Source organism: Butyrivibrio sp. (genome assembly GCF_017635265.1).
GTDB lineage: Bacteria > Bacillota > Clostridia > Lachnospirales > Lachnospiraceae > Butyrivibrio.
In genome coordinates, this window is sequence record NZ_JAGBLU010000067.1 from 1 (window position 1) to 5,641 (window position 5,641).

Annotated in this window: 6 protein-coding genes; all 6 read right to left on the reverse strand. The window is 43.0% G+C overall.

Annotation, left to right across the window (positions count from 1 at the left end):
* Window positions 1–123: 123 nt before the first annotated feature.
* On the reverse strand, window positions 124–261 hold the full coding sequence (locus J6O61_RS08060) for a hypothetical protein (protein WP_292211738.1): 138 nt from the start codon (window positions 259–261) through the stop codon (window positions 124–126).
* Window positions 262–936: 675 nt separating this feature from the next.
* Window positions 937–2,211, reverse strand: a complete 1,275-nt coding sequence (locus J6O61_RS08065; protein WP_292211741.1) for an IS3 family transposase — start codon at window positions 2,209–2,211, stop codon at window positions 937–939.
* Window positions 2,212–2,276: 65 nt separating this feature from the next.
* Window positions 2,277–2,729 carry a hypothetical protein gene (locus J6O61_RS08070; RefSeq protein WP_292211743.1) on the reverse strand — a complete coding sequence of 151 codons (453 nt, stop codon included), beginning with the start codon at window positions 2,727–2,729 and terminating at the stop codon, window positions 2,277–2,279.
* Window positions 2,701–4,674: an IS3 family transposase gene (locus J6O61_RS08075; RefSeq protein ID WP_292211745.1), complete on the reverse strand. Its 1,974-nt coding sequence runs from the start codon at window positions 4,672–4,674 to the stop codon at window positions 2,701–2,703. The genes J6O61_RS08070 and J6O61_RS08075 overlap by 29 nt, the downstream gene beginning before the upstream one ends.
* 190 nt (window positions 4,675–4,864) lie before the next feature.
* On the reverse strand, window positions 4,865–5,152 hold the full coding sequence (locus tag J6O61_RS08080) for a hypothetical protein (protein WP_292211746.1): 288 nt from the start codon (window positions 5,150–5,152) through the stop codon (window positions 4,865–4,867).
* A 196-nt stretch (window positions 5,153–5,348) separates the two neighbouring features.
* A partial coding sequence (locus tag J6O61_RS08085; protein ID WP_292211749.1) for an SH3 domain-containing protein occupies window positions 5,349–5,641 on the reverse strand: 293 nt, incomplete at its 5' end.

Genomic DNA, 5,641 nt, shown 5'->3' on the forward strand with positions numbered 1-5,641 from the left:
TGCGGTACCGCAAGTCATCATCGGATGCTTTAATTTTACGCATAGTGATAAAAGGACGGAGAACGCCCTATGTATGTATGTATTTATGTATGTATAATGATTTTAATACATGATTACCCATAGTCAACTAAATCCCTTCGTATTGGTGCTTATATCGTATTCTTCCTGTCCCGGTGTACCCCATAAAACAGACACCTTGCCTTTATCAAATCCCGGTTTTGGGACATTCTTTATTATCATGCGTCTTATAGCAATTACCATATATGGTATATCGGCATTTTCTGTCTGAATATTATAGTATTCCCGATAGTTTCTTCATAATTGCTTTCTAAGAGCATTTATCACTATATTACACTCTGCGCAACAAAAGCAGTGCAAGATGTCCAAAACTTTTTAAAAAGTTATCGTTATTTTATCATATTTGCACAAGTATTTCCACTGTTTTATTAAAATAATCATAATATTTCATGCCTTGTATATACTGGTGCAAAAGTCAAGGACAAATTTTAGACAGAAAATGCCTTTTTATAGAACTTAAAACGCCAGCGACGGAATCAAAGCTGACACCAATGGAATAGAATCAGACAGTCCGGACACAAAACAGACAGTTCCGGATTTTTTTGCGCCCGCACCCAAATCAAAGTAGACAGTCCCGGACAAATACCTGACAGGAACAGGGCACGACCAAAGGCCGGGAACCTCCCCCGGCTTGCAGATTATATTCAGTTCCTTGGATGAGGTCGGGGTGCAGGGGCAGAGCCCCGCATAACCTTCCGGTTTCCGATATGTAGCGGATGCCCCTTTACTGCCGCAGAATGGAGCGGACTCCCATGCAGGCGGTGTGGGATACCCAATACTGGAATCCCGTGCCGTTGACTGTCCATGAGAATACCGCTCCTGCGGTTATTTTACACCTTTATTGTTTTCCTGTCTCTTTCAAAATAATTCATTCATCGCAAACACATAAGACAATTCTTCATGATTACGCCATGCAAGCGGATCTTTTAGTTCGTCCTGTTTTTTCGTTGGCAGGTTTGCTACATATGCCATAGCTTTTTTTACCTGCTCAAGGATATCTTTCAGATGTTCCACCTGTTTTCCTGCAGACTGTTCTGCTTTTCTCCACTTACTGATCATCTGATCAAGCAGCATCTGATCGCGGTGTATTATCTTAAGAGGATCGATCATTCTTCGCTGCTCACGCTTAAATGCGGCAGCCTCACGCCTTTTCTTTGCCTCTTCATCCGCATATTTCCTACGCACTTTTGAAAGATCACCGACTGCCATCATCTCAGAGGCAGGAACTCCAAAATAACTATCCAACGGGTACACGCCCGTCATCGCATATGAGTAGAATTCTTCCGGTGTCAGACCTGCGAGTTCGTATTGGTAATGCTCTCCATTGTAGGCTTTGAGATAACCATTTACAAGCTTAAGTGCCGCATCCAACGTCTTACATAGTGCGACCATATCTATGATGTCCGTTTTCAGCCGCGCAAAGAAGCTCTCCATCGGCGCATTGTCCTGCGAGTTTCCCCTTGCTGAGACAGACTGTACGAATCCATCATCCTCAATCAGTTGCTTAAACGTGGTTGACAGGTATTGGCTCCCTTGATCGCTATGGATATACACCGCACTGTCTTTCAGCTCATCTCCATGCTTTTCAATCATGGCCTGATACGCTGTTTTTACAAGACCTGTGTCCATGTTTGTCCCAGCGTTCCAGCCGAGATTCTCGCGTGTATAAGCATCCCTGAAAACACAGAGATAGAAAGTACTCCGATACGGTCCGTAGTAAAGATAAGTGATATCCGTCAGTATTACCTTTCTCGGTCCGACAAAGAAATCCTGCCCCACTGCATTAGGCGGTGCGGCACAGACATGATTATGAGATGCCTGATGCTTATACGCATCCTTGTGTGGTTTTGCCGCGACAAGGTTCATCTTCTTCATAAGTTTGGCGATTCGCTTCAGGTTTACTGTAAGACCATATCGTCGAAAAAGCTCGACTCTGAAAGTTCTTTTTCCCGGAATTATACCGTTTCTTGCAAGGATGATCTGACGCATCTTTTCACAGATTTCTCTTGCGGCTGCTTCTTTTTTTGCCTGCTTGCCATCTCTGTCTTCCTGCCTTCCACGCCAGGCATAGTAGCCTGAGTGAGACACCCCAAACATCTTCAGACAGGCACAGAGACTGTACCCATTTGGCATACGTTTCTGCTTACGTATAAAGGAATCTGCAAGTGCAAAGCGGTCTTCCTTTACTTCCTGTTCTTCTAAGATGTAGACATGGCCTCCAATTCGGATCGTATTTTTTTTTGAGCCGAAAGCATCTCTTCGAGATAGTGTGTCCGCGCTCTCAGATACGCTCTTTCTTCTTCCGGCGTCAGTTCGCCCATCTCTTCCCTCGGAACGCTGCCGTCATAGCTGGTCTCATCCACCGTGAACAGCTTATGATCTCTGGCTTTTTGCATAACACGCTTGCCAGCAGCATTGGCGCGATCCTCGCCGAGTACCTTTGTATCAAATCCAAGAGCATTGTATGCCTCTACATATGTCATTCCTTCCCGGATCTTCTTATACATCGCCACATCGAAATCCTTTGTATAGTAAAGCCGGTCTTCCTTAAACCCTGATACAAATGGGTTATCAAGAAATGGGATGATCTTATCATCCGGCCTGTCCGTACCATCCGCATATTTATATTTCTGTTTTGCTGCCAGTTTCATTTTCAATCTCCTCCAACCTGTCCTTTATTGCTTTTTTTCGGCTCTTTGCTTTGTCTACAGCCGCCTGTGCCGATTTTTCTTTTTTTCTGAGGAAAACAGTTTCCTCGTTTTTTATGTATTCTTGGAAGGCTTTCTCGTCCAGACCTTCCAGATATGCCTCGTATTCTGACGGAGTCATCTTTCCCCGTTCCCAAAGACGACGCTTTTCATTATAGTATACACGATAATCATCAATTTGTATCTGTAATTCATTCAAGGTTCTGCATTTCTTATAATCACACTCATCCTTGAAATGTCCGAAGAATGATTCCTGCGGTGCATTATCCCAACAGTTCCCTCGTCTGGACATGGATTGTATCAGATCCCTTTCTGCTACAGCTGCCTGAAAATCATCCGTGAAATACAGGATACCTTGATCCGAATGTATGATTCCGCCACTCTTTAACGGATACTCATCCATTGCTACCAGCGTATCAAGCGCCAGCTGCAAGTCGTTATTCTCGCTGATAATAAAACAGATGAGTTTTCCCGTAACAGGGTCAATGGAAGCGGAGCCATACGCGCGCTGGTCAGTACCATAATCAAGATAGGTCACGTCCGTCAGTCTTACTTCATTTGGACGATGCAACTTAAACCTGCGCATCAAAAGGTTCGGTTTTCCGTTCCTTTTCATTAATTCCTTCATTGCCTTTCGATTCTTACTGGGCTTACGGATGCTGGTCTTCATCCCGTACTTTCGCATCAGATAAAGCACCCTGTGCGGGCTCATGTTCTTTCCGGTAACATCCTTCATCATCATGCTGATCTGCCGATAGCCCTTCTTGTAACCTTTATATTCAGCAACCTGCTGCACGAGCAGGATATCCTCATCATCACGCATTTCCCGTCGTTTGGCGCCGTTTCCATAATCCTCATTGCGAAGGAGTTCGTAATAGGTACTCTTTGCCATACCTATGATCTCAAGGATCCGCCGGGTTGTATAATGCCCCCAAGGATCCCGTGGCAATGAATCAATCCAGCATGCCAGATGACGTTTCTTTTCATAATCCATACAGGAAAGTTCATCCCGAAGTACATCGAATCCCCTTGAGATCTGCGCAGCAAATATCCGGATTCTTGCACGCCATATCCTAATCACCTGTTTGTTCAATTCATCCATACTTTTTTCTGTCGGACTCCAGTTATAAAGTTTTGCACTAATGTACAGTCGGTCATTAGAACTGAACATTTCCGTTGGTAACTCATACGTCTTGAGGAGCACATCAATACCAACATCAGCAATCAGGTATGCCTCATTATAGAAGCTTTCAGAGAGAGTGATTACAGTGCCGTCATAGCCTTGAATGTATGGATGGCGGAACAGCTTTTTTATCTCTTTTTCATCCGTTCGTAGCCCCCTGTACTCATCATCAACTTTTTCATCTTCAGAAACAGCTGCGGTATTTGCTGAATATATCTGCTGTGTCCGCTTTTCAAACATTTTTTTCAAGCGGGCGATCCTTTGATACCCAACATCTGTCAGATCGATGCCGGCAGATTGCAAACCTTCTTCTATTGGTACTTCCGGGTATTTCTTAAACAGTTCATTTTCGAATTCCTTCTTAATCTGTACATAATGGCTCTTTTTAGCCACCTCAAACTTTCCAGACTTGATCAGCGGATGCTCCAACATCTTCCCCGACGAAAAAACAATTTCATCACCTTTGTATGTCGGATATCCGCTGTTCTTAAAAGACGTTATTAGTTTTTGTGCAAAATAAGTATCTACAACACCAGGGATAAATCCGTTCTCTGTAAGCCGTTGTTCTAACTTATCCATCTCTCCATTCCTCCATAACTCAAACAGTTCGATTTTAAAATCCGTTCTTAGTGTCAGATTCCATTTATCAACTTTGAGTACACAAGGGTTCTTAATCAGTTCTTTTTCGTTGTATACAAATCTCATAGCATTCTCCCTTCCGATCACAATAAAAAAGTACCCAGATGATGAGCTCTTTTGACTGTCAAGTCATTGTCCATCATCTGGGTACCAGTTTAGTAATCGCTGAAATTTTTTCAATACTCCGGTTCTTAAGCAAATAAGCGTGATGTACATATATCAGATATACATACATCACGCCCTGCCTTTTGACCGGTTAGCATTTTCTGCTTTTCAGGATATAAACCAAAGCTTTCTTCCACTGTTCGGCAGGATAGTCCTCTGCCTGAAGTCTCTCTATCGCCTTAATCACTTGATTCTCATACGCAGCATAGGGTATATCCGAGATATACTCAAGTTCTGCCTCTCTTTGCAGGTCTTCAAGCAGGTCTCCTATCCTTTCCTCACTGTGAGAAGTTTCACTATAGACTTTATTCTCTCTGAAAGCAGGAACTGTCACCCTGTCCGTAATATTCCCCAGTCTGATCTCTGGCTCTTTTGCCACCGGAGTATCTGCTTTTCCCTTTCGGAACTGACTTGCTTCTTCCCTTTTCTGACATCATAGCTTTCTTTCTCCTTTCCGCACCTGCAACACAGTGCTTTGTTATTCAACATAAAAAGCCGGTATTATTTTGTTGCAGTTATATTATAGGATAGAAAAATACGCTTGCTAATTACCAGAAATGAAAATTTGAATATTTTTATACTCTTTCTGTTTTTGAAAGATTAATCCATCCGGCACCGCTCTTCAACTTTCCCCAAACAGTGGAATCAGTTTTACGTTCTTCCACAATGGTATATACTTCTCCCTTTTTGATTGTGGTACAGACAGAACTCTTTATATCCGGTTCTTTTCGCACATCAAGAGCTGAAGATGTCACCTTTACCACATATGGAGATGCACTGCCTTTCTTATCACGTCTACCAGCTTTTGCCTTATCTTTAGACTTATCATTTTGCTTGTCTTCAGCCTTACTCTCAGACTTAGCGCAAA

Coding starts and splice junctions, on each gene's coding strand:
- J6O61_RS08060 (WP_292211738.1), bottom strand. CDS start 261: ATGGTAATTGCTATAAGACGCATGATAATAAAGAATGTCCCAAAACCG.
- J6O61_RS08065 (WP_292211741.1), bottom strand. CDS start 2,211: ATGCCAAATGGGTACAGTCTCTGTGCCTGTCTGAAGATGTTTGGGGTG.
- J6O61_RS08070 (WP_292211743.1), bottom strand. CDS start 2,729: ATGAAACTGGCAGCAAAACAGAAATATAAATATGCGGATGGTACGGAC.
- J6O61_RS08075 (WP_292211745.1), bottom strand. CDS start 4,674: ATGAGATTTGTATACAACGAAAAAGAACTGATTAAGAACCCTTGTGTA.